The organism is Chitinophagales bacterium (assembly GCA_019638515.1).
Classification (GTDB): domain Bacteria; phylum Bacteroidota; class Bacteroidia; order Chitinophagales; family LD1; genus UBA7692.
Map to the genome: position 1 here is coordinate 680,431 of JAHBTS010000002.1, position 16,344 is coordinate 696,774.

A 16,344-nucleotide genomic window follows, 5' to 3' on the forward strand; every position below is an offset into this window, starting at 1 on the left:
ACTTAAAATACCAACAATATGCCCAACGCTTTTGAAGTAACAGGAGGAAAAAAACTGAAAGGTGAAATAGTGCCGCAAGGTGCTAAAAACGAAGCACTGCAAATTCTATGTGCCGTTTTACTTACTCCCGAAAAAGTTACCATAAAAAATACTCCCGCAATACGCGATGTGCTGGCGCTTATAGATATCCTAAAAGATTTGGGCGTAAAGGTAGAGCAACTTGCAACCGACACATACAGTTTTCAAGCAGATAATATTGATTTAGAATACCTAAAAACAGATACCTATAAAAAGAAAGGCGCAGCTCTTAGGGGTTCTATCATGATTATGGGGCCATTGCTCACACGCTTTAAAAAAGCATATTTACCTAAACCCGGTGGCGATAAAATTGGAAGAAGAAGACTAGATACACACTTCCTTGGCTTTGAAAGATTAGGCGCAAAATTTAACTACGACAGTTCCGAAAGTTTTTACAGCGTAGAAGCCGGAAACCTTACAGGACAATACATTTTACTAGATGAACCATCGGTAACAGGTACTGCCAATATTGTAATGACGGCAGTAATGGCAAAAGGGAAAACCACCATCTTTAATGCCGCCTGCGAACCTTACTTACAGCAATTGTGTGCCATGCTCAACCGCATGGGTGCTAAAATAGAAGGTGTAGGCTCCAACTTACTGTATATCGAAGGCGTAGAAACATTAGGCGGCACAGAGCACACCATGCTGCCCGATATGATAGAAATTGGCTCCTTTATTGGCTTGGCAGCCATGACACAAAGCGATATTTTGATAAAAAATTGCCGTGTAGATATGCTGGGAAATATTCTACCCGTATTTGAAAAATTAGGCATAAACATGCACATAAGCGGAGACGATATTCATGTGCCTGCACAAGAAGGTTACGAAATTCAACGCTTTATAGACGGCTCCATTTTAACCATTGCCGATGGTCCTTGGCCTTTGTTTACACCCGATTTACTCTCCATTGTGCTGGTAGTGGCAACCCAAGCAAAAGGCAGTGTACTCATTCACCAAAAGATGTTTGAGAGCCGTTTATTCTTTACCGACAAACTTATTGATATGGGCGCACAAATAATTCTTTGCGACCCGCACCGCGCCTCAGTAATTGGAATAAATCGCGCTTACAAACTCAGAGGAATTTCCATGACCTCGCCCGATATTAGAGCAGGTGTTTCGCTACTCATTGCAGCTATGAGTGCCGAAGGAAAATCTACCATACATAACATAGATCAAATAGATCGCGGCTACCAGAATATTGACGGACGTTTAAATGCCATTGGTGCCGAAATAAAACGGGTATAAATACTATGCGCAACAGCCTGCTTCTACTCCTTCTTTTTTTAGCTTACTTCTGTGGTTATACCCAAATTTATAGCGGCCACTCACACAACGATTACGCACAAAAAAAACCGCTGTATGAAGCCTTACGCTATGGCTACAAAAGTATAGAAATTGATGTGTGGCTGCACCAAGGCAAGTTAGTAGTATCGCACACTAAATTGGGCTTAAACCGAAAACTTTCCATAGACTCTTTATACCTGCAACCCTTAGCTCATATTATTAAGAAGAATAAGGGAAAATTATACGACAATAAAGACTCCATTCCCCTTACGCTAATGGTTGAATTTAAAAACGAACCAAGCCAATCCTATGCACGCCTAAAAGAATATATAGCACCTTACCAAAAGTACTTTTGCCAATGGCAGGGCGATAGTTTAATTCAAAAAGGTTGGCTTACTATATTAATTTCGGGTGGAGCGCCTCGTGCCGATATAGAGGCAGACTCTATTCGCTTTGCCAATATTGATGGTGGCATAAGCGATACCGCACAGGCTGTTTCTAATGTATTGGTACCGCGCATTAGCACCTATTGGTATAAATACTTCTTATGGAATGGAGCCGGACCAATGCCTAAAGACGAAGCCAAAACATTGCAAAAATTAGTTGCAGCAGCACATGCCAGCGGAAAAACCCTCCGCTTTTGGGGCGCTCCCGATAATTATGGCATTTGGAAAAAATTGCTCAACTCCGGTGTAGAATGGATAAATACCAACGAACTGAAACCATTTGCAGAATACTATAACAGCAGAAAATAAAAAGCATTTTTTTTGGAAGAGTGTAAAACGATTGTATATTCGCGCTTCGTTTTTTCAAAGAAAGAACACGGATGGTGCGGTAGCTCAGTCGGTAGAGCAAAGGACTGAAAATCCTTGTGTCGGGGGTTCGATTCCCTCCCACACCACACAAAATTTAAAATCCCTTGCAGATAGTTATTTGCAAGGGATTTTTCTTTTAAGCATGTGCATATATACTTTCAGTAGAAAATAATTATGCTGATTTACGCTTTAGAAGAAAGTGCCATTATGGTATCGTGAATATGCTTAACCTGCTGTGCTAAAGCAATTAAATCGGTGTTTTCAATAGTAAAATCTGCCAGCTTCACTTTTTCAGCCTCGGGCATTTGAGCATTTATTCTTGCTCTTACCTGCTCTGCAGTTACATTATCGCGCAGCATTACTCTTTTTATGCGCTCGGCTTCAGGAGCCGTTACCACAATAAGTTTGTGCAATAACTTATAGCTTCCGGTTTCAACCAATAACGCAGCTTCGCGTAGCGAATATGCATATCCGTTTTGCTCCAAAATCTTATTCCACGATTCGCTATCGGCTGCAACTACCGGATGCACCAAAGTATTGAGTTGCTGTAACTTTTCTTCGTTTCCAAATACTATAGAAGAGAGATATGTTCTATTTAACGAGCCGTCTTGCAAATATGCCTCTCCACCAAAATGCTTCATAATGGATTGGCGTAATTGCTTATCGTCTTCCATCAACTGGCGGGCACGGGTATCGGCATAGTAAACCGGCACTCCTAGTTTTTCAAAGAGTTTACATGCAGTTGTTTTTCCACTGCCTATGCCGCCCGTAATGCCAATGCGAAGCATTGTATTGAGCTTATTTTTCTGTCTTTGCAGGTTCACTGTTCAATGGCTTCGACATTTCCATTGATACGGCACTTTTTTCGATTTTCAACTTTACGTTGTTATCTACTTCAATAAAAAAAGCATTGTCGTCTACTCTAACTACTTTGCCGTGAATACCTCCGGTGGTAACTACTTTATCGCCTTTTTGCACTTGCTCTATGTAGTTTTTTTGCTCTTTCGCTTTCTTGGTTTGCGGGCGAATAAAGAAGAAATAAATTACTACGAATAAGGCTCCGTAGATAACTAAGATAATAGGGTCGAAACCGCCTGCTGCTTGAAGTAAAATCATTTTAGTTTAATTTTTATTGCTTGAAATTTTTGTATAGTTATTTCCAATAATATTGGTGGAATTACTTTTCTACTTTTACGAAACCGTTCATATACACCAACTCGTTTCGCTTAGGTGTATTCATTACCAGTGTAATTGATTTCTTTTGCGCACCTTCTTTTCCTGCAGAGTTAAAAGTTACTTTTACTTGTGCAGTTTTGCCGGGTGCTATTGGCTCTTTTGGATATTCGGGTACGGTGCAGCCGCAACTGCCAAAGGCATTGGTGATAAACAAATTCTTTTCGCCCACATTTTTAAGTGTAAAGGTATGCTCTACTTTATCGCCTTGTTTTATGGTATCGAATCCGTACTCAATTTCTTGAAACTCTACTAGTGTGGAATCGCGCAGCATTTCTGGCGTTAGACCACCATTGCGCAGCACTTCATTTCCTTTTCGTCTGCAAGATTCTGTTGCCAATAAAAACAGTAACAAAACTGAGGCTATTACTACTTTTTTCATTTCCGGTTTGTTTTATACATAAAGCCGCGTTGTGCTTGCGGATTGCGAAGGTATAATTTTCGGTGTGCGTGTTTCTTAAAATTATTCAACTAATCCTCTTCCGTGTTTTTTTACCAATCCTTCTTCTTGCAATTGATTTTTAGCTTTATCGAGCACTCCGTTTACAAAGTCTTTGCTTTTTGGTGTGCTATAAAACTTAGATATATCTATGTACTCGTTCATGGTAACTTTTATAGGCACGGTAGGCATGTAGAGCAATTCGCACATGGCTAATTTAAGTATCAATAAATCCATTACGGCTACTCTGTCTAACTCCCAGTTTTTAAGAAATGGTCGAATTACTTCAATAATTTCTTCGTTGTGTTGGTATGCTTTCTTTAATAATTCTAAAGCAAACGGATGTTCTTTTTCCCAATAACTTATGGCATCGGTAAATAGGGCTACTCCGCTTTTGGCAAAGCCTTCTACATATTTTTGAAGTACAAGCCAAAGTGTGCCGCTATCGTCATCCATATTCACGAAAGTTTCTTCTAAATACTTATCTAAAACTTTGTTTTTGGTGAGTACATTCTTAATAATGAACGCAAGTATATCTATATCGGCATCTAAGGTAGATTCTTCTAACTTAATGTATTCTTTATACCGTTGCTTTTCGGTTACTTCGATATAAAGTTGGCGCACTACATCTGCATCTATGTATTTAGAAATTTTTTCTTGGCTTAGGTATTGCTGCAACCGCTCATCGGTGCGCAATGTTTCTACTACTTTATTTCTTGAAAGAATAGTATTGAGTGCTAAGTCTTCTTTTGTTTTCAAAAACTTGGCCATGCGCTTGTTTTTATCTTCCAATACATACAAACTTACGTCTATAATATATTGAACAAGCGTAAGGTACAGTAAATTGCTACGGTGTAAACTTGTTTTTAACTGTCCTTCTAAGAATTGCAAACTTACATCATCACCCAATTCGCGAACGTAAAGAGTTTGCATTACTTTTATTCTAAGATTTCTTCTTCCTAACATTGAACTATTTGGCTTTTGCTTTCTTTATTCTTTCCATCGCAATTTTTACAGCTGCTTCGTGCGAGGATATTTTTTCGGTATCGCTTAACTGTAAGATATTAAGTGTTTGGTCGTAGATACCTTCTACTTTTTCTTGTGCTTTTTGGCGATTGTAGCCAATTACTTCTTGGTAGCAGTTGATAACGCCTCCTGCATTGATTAAAAAATCGGGAGCATATACAATTCCTTTTTCGAGCAATCGCTTGCCATCGGCATTCTCGTTTGCCAACTGGTTATTGGCAGCACCTGCCACTACGGCACACTTTAATTGCGGAATGGTGCTTTCATTTAGTGTTGCACCTAATGCACACGGTGCATACACATCGCAATCCAGCGTATAAACTTCGTTCAAACTAATGGCTGAAACACCAAGTTGCTGCACTGCTTTTTGCACTGCGGCTTCGTTAAGGTCGGTAACAAAAACTTTTGCACCTTCTTTTACTAAATGCTCTGCCAAATAATAACCAACGTGCCCAACACCTTGCACTACCACGCGTTTGCCTTCTACCTTCTCATTCCCAAAAGCCTTTTTTACGGCAGCTTTTAGTCCTAAATAAACACCATAAGCCGTAAATGGCGATGGGTCTCCGCCCCCGCCTTGCTCTACCGGCTTACCGCTCAAGTGCTTGGTTACCGGCATCATGTATGCTATCTCTTTTGTAGAAGTTCCCACATCTTCTGCGGTAATATATTTTCCACCCAGACTTTCTACATATTCAGCAAATTTTTTCCAAAATTTTTCGGTACGCTGTGCCGGATTATTATTGAGAATTACAGCCTTGCCGCCTCCCAGATTTATACCACTTATTGATGATTTGAATGTCATGCCTCTGCTTAACCGAAGCACATCTAAAAATGCAGCATCTACGCTGCTGTAATTCCAAATGCGGCAACCGCCTAAAGAAGGTCCTAAAACTGTATTGTGAACACCAATAAACCCTTTTAATCCGGTTTCATCATCATTAAAATAAAGTATTTGCTCATGCTGCATTTCGTCTGCCATAGCCAATAAACTTGGCGAAGGGGTGGCTGCTACTGTCGTTTGTGAAAAAGAACTCATGGAAACCGATTTTTAAACGCAGCGCGAATGTAGGCTAATTAGTGAATTGCCCAAGCATAATTTACACTCGAAAAAGGCAATAGACGCTATAAAATTAACGGAATGTGGAAACTCTTTGAAATCTAATTGCCAACTTTTGAAAAAAAAATCGTGTCTTTAAGGTAGTATCAACTGAATATGCGCTCATCTTTACACCAACTACTACTTTGTATTTCACTGTTTTTCTTTGCAACCATACAAGCACAGAACTATACCGTACTTGGCAATGCTGTGCAATTGGGCGGTTGCGAATGCTTTAGAATTACGCCCAATGCCAAGAATCAGGCAGGTGCTATTTTCCAAAACAAAACCATTAACCTTAATAACTCCTTTGATTTTACATTCTCGGTGTTTTTTGGTTGCAACAACGGTGGCGGTGCCGATGGTTTAATGTTTGCCCTCACTACCAATCCCAATGGATTAGGGAATCCGGGCGAAGGTTTGGGCTATGCTGGAAATAACCAACCGTTTTCATTTGCCGTAGAATTTGATACTTATCAAAATTCAAACGTAAATGATCCGAGCTATCACCATATCGCTTTTAACTCGGCAGGTCTTTACAATCACAATGTTGGCGGGCCGGTGCCGGCACAACCTAACTCTGCACCGTTAGACGATTGCCAAAACCATATTGTGCGAATTGTATGGGACGTAAACTCCAACACCTATTCTGTGTACTTGGATGGCAACCTGCGCCTGAGCATGGTAATACCCAATATAGTTCAAACTTATTTTGGCGGAAACCCAATTGTAAACTGGGGATGGACAGCTGCAACCGGAGGCGGCACTAACGAACAAAATGTTTGTATTCAAAGTATTTCGAGTTGGGTAGCTGGCACAAACTACCAATCGTGTTCACCCACCATTCAATTTACAGATGTTTCTACCAGCAATGTAGGCAGCATACAATCATGGGCATGGGTTTTTGGCGATGGAGGTACTTCCTCTCAACAAAATCCTTCACATACGTATGCAGCGATTGGTACTTACAATGTAACGCTTGTAATTACTGATGTAAGCGGGTGTACCAAAAGTTTTTCAAAACCTGTTACCATTGCTCCCAATATTACATTAACACCAACCATGCAACCGCCACCTTGCAATGGCGGCAACAATGGTAGTATTACAGTGGCGGCAACAGATGGTTTTGGACCTTCGGCAGGCTATGGTGGCTATCAATACAGTTGGAGCACAGGACAAAATACTGCTAATGCCATTGGGCTAACAGCCGGAACGTACAGCGTAACCGTAACCGATGGCGTTTGCACTACCACAGGGCAATACACCTTAAACCAGCCAACTGCACTTACTGCAAGCATTACTAAAACAGATCCTAACTGCAACTTGGCAAATGGATCTGCAACCGTAACTGTAAGCGGTGGAACTACACCTTACCAATATATAAACTGGCCTACCATTAGCACCACTAATGTTGCCAGCAACTTAGGAGCAGGCACCTATATTCCCGATTTTAAAGATGCTAACGGATGTTCTTCGCTATTGCAATACAGTGTAACGCTCAACAACTTACCTTGTGGCATTACCTCCTCTACCACCGTAGCCGATGTAACTTGCTTTAACGGCACCAATGGCAGCGCCACACTAAACGTTACAGGCGGTGGCAGCACCAAAACAATTACTTGGAGCAACGGAGGCTCCGGTGCCTCCATAAGTAATTTGGCCGCTGGGAATTACACCTATAATTACAGCGATAATGCAGGTAATTCATTTAGTGGTAGCGTAACAATTTCGCAGCCAGCTGCAGCTATGGTTGCCAGCATGACCACCCTTAACTTATCTTGTGCCGGAACCAACGATGGCAGTGCACTAGTTTCGGTAACATCGGGAGGCACACCCAATTACAATTACACTTGGAGTGGTGGTTTACCAAACAATCCTGCAGCAAATAATTTAGCTGCAGCAAATTATTCCGTAACAGTTACCGACTCTAAAGGCTGTACCGCTACCGCCAACGGTGTTGTTTCGGCTCCCACTCCATTGGCGGTAAATATCACCAATACCATAGATAGCTGCTACCAAGCCGGAAAGGGCACTGCAACAGCCAATGCAAGCGGAGGAACAGCACCATATTTATTCCAATGGAGCAATATTGCATCTGCAGCCACTAACTTAGATTTGGCTGCCGGAAATTATACAGTTACCGTTACCGATGATAAAGGCTGTACCGTTACCGGAAGCACCACTATAACCCAATCGCCAGCAATCACCTATTCCATTACGCCACAAAATGTAAACTGCTTTGGCGATGCCACCGGAAGCATTAATGTAACTGTAAGTGGCGGTGTGCCTGCATATACTTACACTTGGAATCCCGTAACGGCAATTGGTAGCAATCCACAAAATATTCCGGCAGGAAAATATGAGGTAACTATTAGCGATGCCTACCAATGTACGAAAGTGGATTCTGTAACCCTTACTCAGCCCGATAGCGCACTTACCGTAACCACTTCGCATACCGATGTTACTTGCTTTGGGCTTAACAATGGTACTGTAACCATTAACGTAAGCGGTGGCACAGCTCCTTATTCTTTCTTAAACAATCCTGTACCTGCCGGAAGCTCTACTATTCCTAATCTTGCACCCAATACGTATGCAGGCAATGTTGTAGATGCCAATAACTGCTCTGTGGCAGTAAGCGAAACGGTTACAGAACCTGCGCAACTTATACTTGCAGAACAGCATACCGATGTTTCTTGCTTTGGTGGAAACAACGGCAGTATTGATATTACTGTAACCGGAGGTACTACGCCTTATACTTTTGCTTGGAACGATGCTAATTCCAATGAAGACCGTGCCGCACTTACACAAGGTACTTATACACTCACCGTTACCGATGCCAACAATTGTACCGATACTATTTCAATACAAATCACAGAGCCTGCCGGCATTCCGCTTACCGTAACTGCCACCGATGCTTTGTGTTTTGGTGCAAACGGAAGTGCAACCGCTGCACCAACCGTTGGCCCAGCTCCATATAGCTTTCAATGGAGTGCAGGCAACTCTACCATTGCAACCGCTGCATTACCGGCAGGCAACTATACAGTTACTTCTACTGCGGCAGATGGATGCAAGCAAGTTGGCAACATTACTATAAACGAACCAACACAAATTATTGCCCACAGTACCCAAACTGATTTGCTGTGCAATGCAGACCAATCTGGCACGGCAACAATTACTGCAAGCGGAGGTTCAGGAAATCTTACTTACACTTGGAGCCCTAATGTGAGCACTACCTCTAGTGCATCGCAAATAGCAGCAGGCACTTACAATGTAACAGTTGCAGACAGCAACAACTGCACCGCTACCATATCTATTACTCTAAATGAACCAACAGCCATTCAACTAAGCGCATACCCAACAGCAACTACATGCAATGGCTTTAGCGATGGAAGCATTACAAGCAATGCTATCGGTGGCACTAGCCCTTTTTCTTATACTGCATCGGATGGCGCTTCTAATTACACAGCCGCCTCAGGGCTTTTCAGCAATATTCCTGCAGGAACTTATACCATTACTGCAACCGATGGCAATAACTGCACGGCAACAACTTCTTTGCAAGTAACAGAGCCTACTCCTGTGAGCTACACACTCAACAACAGCGATGTATCTTGCTACAATTTCAAGGATGGTATAATTGAAATTACCGCCAGTGGCGGCACTCCGGGTTATCGCTTCTTGCGCGATGGATTAGATTCTTCGCTGAGCGGCATATACTCGGGCTTAGCCGCAGGAAGTTACTACATAGAAGTTACAGACATGAATGGTTGCTCTGCAACCTTCACTACGCAAATAAACGAGCCCGATTCTATTATGCTTACAGTTTCACCAAATCCACTTGCAACACCATTGGGCAATCCAATGGACATAGATGTAACTTCTAACCAAACCGGAACAGTAACTTACAATTGGATGCCCACAACAGGATTGAGTTGCTACGATTGCAGCAATCCGGTATTCGATGGAATTTCTTCTATTGCATATACAGTACTTGTAACCAATGCCAATGGCTGTACTGCCTCGGTTCCTCTACAAGCAACCGTAGTACCGGATTACACTATTTTTATTCCTAACTTTTTTACTCCCAACAACGATGGTTCAAATGACATTTTAAACATTCTTGGCAACCAAAAAGCCGTAAAAGAATTTAGCCTAAAAGTGTTTAATCGCTGGGGCGAAAAAGTGTTTGAAAGCAGCAGTTTTAAAGAAGGATGGGATGGCTTTTTTAATGGAAAAGAAGCAGAGCCAGGAGTATATATTTACCACTTGAAAGTAGTTTGGATAGATAACTATAACCGCAATAATTTTAAAGGTAGTATTACATTGGTACGCTAATAATGGAAATTGATAAGGTTGTAGAAATTTCAGCAATTATTTTATCGCTGTTGTATGTTTGGTTAGCTGCACAAGAAAACAAATGGTGCTGGCTATTTGGCGGCCTAGGTTCAGCCATTTATGTATTCATAAACTACCAAGCGGCATTGTATTACGATGCTGCGCTTCAATTATATTATGTAGCAGTTGCCATATATGCCTTAGCACTTTGGAATAACCGCAGCAACTCTTCTCTACCAACCATAACAAAGATAACCCACAGTCGCTGGGCTTCTTTGATGGTAATCGGAATGGCGGCTACTTACGTGCTGGGAAAATTTGGAAAAACATACTTGGCACAAACTTCTTCTTTTTTAGATGCAGGCGTAACAGTTTTTAGCCTCATTGCCACTTGGATGACTGCAAAAAAAATGATAGAAAATTGGTGGATGTGGATTGCCATAGATGCCGTGGCCGCATACATGTATTTTTCTAAACAACTGTATGCTACTTCGGGCTTATACATACTCTTTTGCCTAATGGCCTGCTATGGATTTTGGGAATGGCAAAAAAAAATTTCTACGGGCGAAAATCGGGATTTGCAGCACGCCTCTTCTTAGTTCTTTCGTAGAGAAAAGAAATTGGGTTGGTAAACTTAGGTCGAGGGATATTGGTAGAATACTTAGGTGGTGCAATGCCCGGCAACACCACTTTATTCACATCTTTTGCTTCCATAAAAGCCTGCTTAAATTCTTCTACTGTTCTATACGGGTAAATAGTTACTTCTTTTAACCGCACAAAATCTTTCACCAATTCAATATGGATATTATAGATAGAATCTTTAGGAATATTCGCCACCACTAATCTTTTTGAAATATATCCGAGCGATGAAAATTTTAATGTATCGCCAGGAAAAACATACATAGAAAAAACACCCTCTACATCGGCAGAAAGTCCCGCTCTTCTATTCACCAAGGTTACATTTGTTTTTGGAATAGCAGCCTTGGTTTGTAAATCGGTTACCTTTCCTTTTATTAAAAATGTACCTTCTTGAAAGTCGAAATTTAGTTGCGCCTTGGTAAGTAGCGGCATTGTAAGCAGCACTATTGCAGATAGCAATTTCAATATGTATTTCAGTAAGTGTTGCAAACTATGTTTCATCAATTTCAAAAGCCGAAAGAAGTCAAATGCATCAAAACCTTTCAATAAAAGTTGTAAAAAATTAAAGCACCATCTTTTCACCAACTTCCAATAAACGTATTTTTCCCTTGTATCGTTCTTCGGTTTCTAATTTTTGCAACACCGTAAACGGTTCACTCATAGGCTCATCGGCCAAATCGAAAGTGCCATAGTGCATAGGCACAAAAGTTTTGGCATTCAAGTCTTCAAATAGCTGTAATGCTTCGTATGGATTGGTATGTACATCGCGCATCATCATTGGTGGATGGTAGGCTCCCACACCAATCATGGCAATATCTATATTGGGAAAAAGTGTTCCTATTTGCTTAGCATATTTACAATAGCCGGAATCGCCATTAAAGAAAAGGTTTCTACCATCGGCTTCAATCATAAAACTACCCCAAAGTGTTTGGTTCGTATCGGTTAAAAACCTATTGCTCCAGTGTTGCGTTGGCAAAAATGTAATGCGCAACTTTTCTTCGAGCAAATTAAATTGCTGATACCAACCTGCTTCTTGAAATTTTAAATTACTTATCCAACCGGCAATTAGTTTGCCCGTGTTCAGCGAAGTAAGTAGTGTAAAGTTATTCTGTGCCGCCAGCTTTTGCAGCGTGCTTTTATCGCAATGGTCGCGATGTGCGTGAGAAATAAGTACATAGTCAATACCTCTAAAATTATCTATGCTGCACGGCAATTCGCTATAGCGCGGCACTATTCCGGATATGCTGCCCAATACCGGATCTATAAGTATGCGAATGCCATTTACTTGCAAGAAAAAGCTGGCGTGTCCCAGCCATACCAATATATTTTCGCTGCACGAAAGAAAATCGTTTCCCTTGCGCACACCCACCTTCCACACATCATTTTTCTTGGCGATTGCTTTCTCATTTTTTGAAAACTTCCATTGCAAAAACTTTTTGAACGAACCCGAAAAACGCTTCTCTGGATCTATAAATTTTCCATGTACCACAGGGTTTCCCTTCCAATCCGGCAAAATGGTTGTAAGCTGTTCGTTTCTGCGATATGTAATCATAAATGCAATAAACAATAATTACAAAAAAATAAACACCTTGCTTACGCTATTCTATTTTCTTTTAACCGATTTTGCAATTTAGCAGCAGTAAACAAATACCAACAAGCCGCAAAATAAAAGTACTAGGCATGAAAATAATTTGCATCGGCAGAAACTATGTAGATCACATACAAGAACTGCAAAATGAAATACCGGCACATCCGGTAGTTTTTATGAAACCCAATACAGCTCTTCTAAAAGACAACAAGCCATTTTTCCATCCCGAATGGAGCAGCGATATTCACTACGAAACCGAATTAGTTATTAAGATTTCCAAACAAGGCAAATACATTCAAGAAAAATTTGCCCATAAGTACTACGAAGAAATAGGACTTGGAATTGACTTTACTGCCCGCGATTTACAAAACCATCAAAAAGCAAAAGGCTTGCCTTGGGAAATTGCTAAAGCATTTGATAGTAGTGCAGTTATCGGCACTTTTATACCTAAGCAAGGGCTTTCAGATCCCATACATTTTCACTTGCTGCTCAACGGAAAAAAAGTACAAGAAGGCAGCTCTCAGCTAATGATGTATTCCTTCGATAAAATTATCAGTTACGTTTCGCAGTTTTTTACGCTGCAACTGGGCGATTTAATTTATACCGGTACGCCTGCTGGTGTTGGCAAAATTACTATTGGCGATACGTTGGAAGGCTTTATCGAAAACCAAAAAATTTTCGACTGCTCCATAAAATAGCCTATTGGCTACTTGCTTACCATAAAGGTTTTTGTAAACTTCCCTTTATCGGTAGTAATTACAGCTGCATACAATCCACTTTGCCATTGAGCCACATTCAGTTCTATATTCGAAACCAACTTATCGGCATAAACCACTAACCTTCCATCGGTAGCCCATACTTCTATGCTCATAGGTTTTACACCATTGGTAAATGCAATGCGCACAACATCGTTTGCAGGATTAGGAAACAATTGTATGGCAGCACTTCCTGTTTCTTTAATTCCTGTAGTGCAATCTTGCTTCAAACTATCAATAAATGTTTTCCCTGCTAAGAAACAAAGTTGCGCACAATTGCCATGCGATAAATTTCCAAAATCAGATTTAGCCAAATTAGGTGCACCACCCGCTTGCCATGTATTATATGCCACCACTGTGTTTTGTGGAGATACTTGCTCATCGCCCGAGCAATAAAACAAACGGATAGGAAACTGAGGAACCCAACCTTTCACCAAATTATTATCGCGCAATGCTTGGCGAAAAACATGATTGCTATCACTAAAAATTGCATTCACAATTGAATCTTTAAACATGAGTTTGGGTACCGGATTACAGAAACCGTTGAGAGTACCAATTCCCACTGTACCAGAATATAATTTCGGAGGAATTACCGTATCGTAAGGACTCTTAAAAATATCTGAAGGAACTGTAAACAAAGGTACTCCAACGCTTTGGTAGCCTAAAGTTAAGAAGGGTAAATAACCCGGAGTCGGATATGGGTCGTTGCTTTTCATTAAGTCGTACTGAGCCCCATCTAAATCGTACGAACCACTCATAGGAACCGCACCAGCAATTGTAAACTCATGGCTGTATTTTTGCTGAATTTCTTTACAAATGGCAGTAGTTACATAACCGCCTTGCGAATAACCAAAAAGAAATACCTGACCATTTAACCCAACCGATTCCGACTGTGCAACTTCGCGCGTAGCGCGCAACATATTTATGCCTGTATTAGCCTCGTGAAAAGCATGTTGGTATGGGTGCATTAAAACTTTTGGATCTTTATCGCCCATGCCCAAGAAATCGGTAAGTGCCATTGCAAAACCCGAAGCTGCCAATCCCACGCCTACTTCCCACTGTGCGCCCTTAAATGTAGATGCTACTTTGCTTGCATTACTTTCTGTACCGTGGCTATATATTACCAATGGAACATTACACGTAGCATTTTGTGGCAATACCACCGCACCGGATGCTTGCACCAGCGAATCGGGATGCTTGTATGGCGTTCGGTATAATACTTTATAGAAATTTACACCATACTTAGTATTTAATGCCGAAGCCGGAATGCTATTGGCTGTTAACAACGAATCTACTTGCTGCTTGCTGAATGACTTTAGTAAAGTGTAAGAAATAATTGTTTGAGACCAACAAGAAACTGTGGTAATAAATACAGCTATAACCGTAGCTGCTACTTTTTGTAAAAACATACTCAACTTTTTTGTAATAATAAAAATACTACTTAGAAGTTGAGCATGTTATTACAAATTATTTTACATCCTGAATGCATATAGGTAACTCATTGGCTTTCCGGGATATATTCCTTCTACCAATACTTTGCCATTTCTATTCTTTAAGGCATTTACAAAATCATTTACAGAGTCAATACGTTTATCGTCTAGTTGAGTAATTACAAAACCTTTTCTAATTCCGGTAAATTCTTGAATTTTTCCGGGTTTTATATTGGTAACTTTTATACCGCTTTCTACTCCAAGTTGCATTTTCTCCTTAGCCGAAAGCTCATCAACTTCAATACCAAGCGCACCTAAAATATCGCGATTGTTATCTACTACAGCAGTTGTATTGTATTTATTCTTCAATACCACGGTTGCCTTTTCAACTTTACCATCTCTATAAAACTCCACATTTAATTTATCACCGGGGCGAAACCTAGCAACCTGCTCTTGCAATTCGGGAGCACTATTTACATCAATGCCATTTATTTTGGTAATTACATCTTTCGATTTTAAGCCTGCCTCCTTGCCTGCACTGCCTTCATTCACTACATCTACATACACGCCAATAGGTTTGCTCAGTCCTATTTTTTGAGCAAGCTCATCGTCCACACTGCGAATCTGCACACCCAAAAAGCCGCGCTGTGTGGCACCATATTTTTGCAAATCTACCACTACCTTGCGCACAATGTTAGAAGGCACGGCAAAAGAATAGCCTGCATAGCTGCCTGTAGGCGAAGCAATGGCTGTATTTATTCCAATTAAATTTCCGCTAATATCTACCAAAGCACCGCCACTATTTCCCGGATTTACGGCAGCATCTGTTTGTATAAACGATTCTATTGCCGAACTGGAATTGCTGCGTGCAAGTATATTGATGTTGCGCGCCTTTGCAGACACAATACCTGCCGTAACAGTAGAAGATAAATTAAAAGGATTACCTACTGCCATTACCCACTCACCAATCATTACACTATCGCTATTGGCAAAATTGATGGCAGGAAAGTTCTCTCCCTCAATTTTTATTAAAGCCAAATCGGTATCCGGATCGCGACCTACCAATTTTGCCTTATAGTTCTTGTTGTTATGCAGGGTTACATCAATTTCATCGGCATTTTCTACCACATGATTATTGGTAACAATGTAACCGCTTTCGTTTACAATTACACCGCTTCCGGTAGCAACCTTAGGCTGGCTTTGATAAGGATTAGGCCCATAAAAATATTTAAGCGCATCATCGCCAAATAAACCGCCAAACGGATCGCGCCCGCGGTAGCTTACCGGCTCTGCCTTGTAAGCCGATTTTATATGCACCACACTTGGCGTTGCCGCTGCTGCTGCATATCTAAAATCTACCGGTTGCAGCGAACTGTTTGAGCTATAGCTTGCCAATTTTACTGGCAGCTGCTCCACAATTTGCACCGTAGTTTTATTACCAAAATACTTTTCGTACCCAACAATTGCCAACACGGCACTTAAAACCGAAGCGGCAACCACACTTACAATTGTTTTAAAATTCATACGATTTAGTTTTATTCTTTTTTGAAAAACAGAAACAACCGAAATTGTTTCCTTTGCAAAATTAGTACGCTTTCTATCCAATTTTATTTCACCAAAGGC

At 40.8% G+C, this 16,344-nt stretch carries 14 protein-coding genes and 1 tRNA gene; 6 read left to right on the forward strand and 9 right to left on the reverse strand.

Annotation, left to right across the window (positions count from 1 at the left end; genetic code table 11):
* Window positions 1–18: 18 nt before the first annotated feature.
* The 3 genes from murA (at window position 19) to KF872_06320 (ending at window position 2,266) form a co-directional block, all read left to right on the forward strand.
* Complete coding sequence (gene murA, locus KF872_06310) at window positions 19–1,326, forward strand: UDP-N-acetylglucosamine 1-carboxyvinyltransferase (protein MBX2903156.1); 1,308 nt, start codon at window positions 19–21, stop codon at window positions 1,324–1,326.
* 5 nt (window positions 1,327–1,331) lie between these two features.
* Window positions 1,332–2,120, forward strand: a complete 789-nt coding sequence (locus tag KF872_06315; protein ID MBX2903157.1) for a hypothetical protein — start codon at window positions 1,332–1,334, stop codon at window positions 2,118–2,120.
* A gap of 73 nt (window positions 2,121–2,193) precedes the next feature.
* Window positions 2,194–2,266 (forward strand) — tRNA-Phe (locus tag KF872_06320).
* A gap of 96 nt (window positions 2,267–2,362) precedes the next feature.
* Here KF872_06320 and coaE read toward each other — a convergent pair.
* The 5 genes from coaE to KF872_06345 all read right to left on the reverse strand — a co-directional run bounded on the left by coaE (window position 2,363) and on the right by KF872_06345 (window position 5,917).
* Window positions 2,363–2,968, reverse strand: coding sequence for a dephospho-CoA kinase (gene coaE, locus KF872_06325; GenBank protein MBX2903158.1), 606 nt, complete (start codon window positions 2,966–2,968; stop codon window positions 2,363–2,365).
* 10 nt (window positions 2,969–2,978) lie between these two features.
* The gene (yajC, locus tag KF872_06330) at window positions 2,979–3,296 is read right to left on the reverse strand and encodes a preprotein translocase subunit YajC (protein MBX2903159.1); all 318 of its coding nucleotides are present in this window, start codon (window positions 3,294–3,296) and stop codon (window positions 2,979–2,981) included.
* Window positions 3,297–3,357: 61 nt separating this feature from the next.
* Window positions 3,358–3,687, reverse strand: a complete 330-nt coding sequence (locus tag KF872_06335; protein ID MBX2903160.1) for a DUF1573 domain-containing protein — start codon at window positions 3,685–3,687, stop codon at window positions 3,358–3,360.
* A gap of 189 nt (window positions 3,688–3,876) precedes the next feature.
* Window positions 3,877–4,785, reverse strand: a complete 909-nt coding sequence (nusB, locus tag KF872_06340) for a transcription antitermination factor NusB (GenBank protein ID MBX2903161.1) — start codon at window positions 4,783–4,785, stop codon at window positions 3,877–3,879.
* A gap of 37 nt (window positions 4,786–4,822) precedes the next feature.
* Window positions 4,823–5,917 carry a Glu/Leu/Phe/Val dehydrogenase gene (locus tag KF872_06345; protein MBX2903162.1) on the reverse strand — a complete coding sequence of 365 codons (1,095 nt, stop codon included), beginning with the start codon at window positions 5,915–5,917 and terminating at the stop codon, window positions 4,823–4,825.
* Between the two features lie 177 nt (window positions 5,918–6,094).
* Between KF872_06345 and KF872_06350 the strand changes: the two genes are divergently transcribed.
* A complete protein-coding gene (locus tag KF872_06350; GenBank protein MBX2903163.1) occupies window positions 6,095–10,309 on the forward strand; it encodes a gliding motility-associated C-terminal domain-containing protein in 4,215 nt (1,404 codons plus the stop codon).
* A 2-nt stretch (window positions 10,310–10,311) separates the two neighbouring features.
* A complete protein-coding gene (gene pnuC / locus KF872_06355) occupies window positions 10,312–10,908 on the forward strand; it encodes a nicotinamide riboside transporter PnuC (GenBank protein ID MBX2903164.1) in 597 nt (198 codons plus the stop codon).
* Here the strand turns inward: pnuC and KF872_06360 are convergent.
* Window positions 10,868–11,449: a carboxypeptidase-like regulatory domain-containing protein gene (locus KF872_06360; protein ID MBX2903165.1), complete on the reverse strand. Its 582-nt coding sequence runs from the start codon at window positions 11,447–11,449 to the stop codon at window positions 10,868–10,870. The two genes, pnuC and KF872_06360, sit on opposite strands and share 41 nt — an antisense overlap.
* A 61-nt stretch (window positions 11,450–11,510) precedes the next feature.
* The gene (locus KF872_06365) at window positions 11,511–12,500 is read right to left on the reverse strand and encodes an MBL fold metallo-hydrolase (protein ID MBX2903166.1); all 990 of its coding nucleotides are present in this window, start codon (window positions 12,498–12,500) and stop codon (window positions 11,511–11,513) included.
* Between the two features lie 128 nt (window positions 12,501–12,628).
* Here KF872_06365 and KF872_06370 point away from each other — a divergent pair, with 128 nt between their 5' ends.
* Window positions 12,629–13,234, forward strand: coding sequence for a fumarylacetoacetate hydrolase family protein (locus tag KF872_06370; protein ID MBX2903167.1), 606 nt, complete (start codon window positions 12,629–12,631; stop codon window positions 13,232–13,234).
* Window positions 13,235–13,242: 8 nt separating this feature from the next.
* Here the strand turns inward: KF872_06370 and KF872_06375 are convergent, their stop codons facing one another.
* Together KF872_06375 and KF872_06380 are read right to left on the reverse strand one after the other, a co-directional pair.
* Window positions 13,243–14,700 carry a T9SS type A sorting domain-containing protein gene (locus KF872_06375; GenBank protein ID MBX2903168.1) on the reverse strand — a complete coding sequence of 486 codons (1,458 nt, stop codon included), beginning with the start codon at window positions 14,698–14,700 and terminating at the stop codon, window positions 13,243–13,245.
* Between the two features lie 63 nt (window positions 14,701–14,763).
* Window positions 14,764–16,245 (reverse strand): Do family serine endopeptidase, encoded by a 1,482-nt coding sequence (locus tag KF872_06380; GenBank protein ID MBX2903169.1) that lies wholly within the window; start codon window positions 16,243–16,245, stop codon window positions 14,764–14,766.
* Window positions 16,246–16,344: the final 99 nt, after the last annotated feature.